Source organism: Treponema endosymbiont of Eucomonympha sp. (assembly GCF_001028545.1).
Window position 1 is genome coordinate 1 of sequence record NZ_BBPW01000364.1, and the last position, 689, is coordinate 689.

Genomic DNA, 689 nt, shown 5'->3' on the forward strand with positions numbered 1-689 from the left:
CAGCCGAGAGACGTTCGCCTTTGAACAGCCGAGTATCCCGGCAGTTTCCTTCAGCGAGTAGAATTGCGGCTCTTTCGCCGCTTGTGTTTGGGGTGCTTGGTTTCCAGCCATAGCAACACCTCCTAATAGATACCTCGCCTGCGCAGTTTTTCTGCGTAGTCGTGGGTCTATAAGGGGGCACTACTATACACGCTAATAACGAGTAGCTTACTCGTAGCGTGGCTAACTTGGCGCTCTGATAGAGCGTGACTGCTCTATCCCGTTACCGCAGACTTTGCTTGCGCATTCTGCGGCGACGTCTTTACTGTAAGCCTGTAAAAAACCTGTTAAGCCGTGGATACGGCTATATTATTCCGCCGTCTTTTAGGAAACGGAGCAGCGGAGGCATAAGCGTCCGATTGCGTTTTTAAGATTTATTTCGGCTAGGCTCTGGTCGTAGGCGTTCGACAGGTTCGCGCCTTCTTTTGCCAGCCGTTTCTTTACCTCTTTAATTTGCGTGCGGTAGCCTTCTGCTCCTATCTCGTCTTTTATGAAACGGCGTACTCTATCAGAGTAATCCCCGCCCGCTTTCTTTCCGCGAAGTATGGCAGCCCATACAGCAGGGCTACCACCGTACTTGTACGCAAGGTCTTCGTGTGCCTTGCGTGCCTTTACACGCGATGGGAGTGTAGCCAACGCGACTCCCGCAA

General features: G+C 52.1%; 1 protein-coding gene. It reads right to left on the reverse strand.

Features of this window, described 5'->3' with window-relative positions:
- Window positions 1–363: 363 nt before the first annotated feature.
- Window positions 364–689 (reverse strand): hypothetical protein (locus tag AWU74_RS07085; protein ID WP_238580227.1); only part of this gene is annotated, 326 nt, incomplete at its 5' end.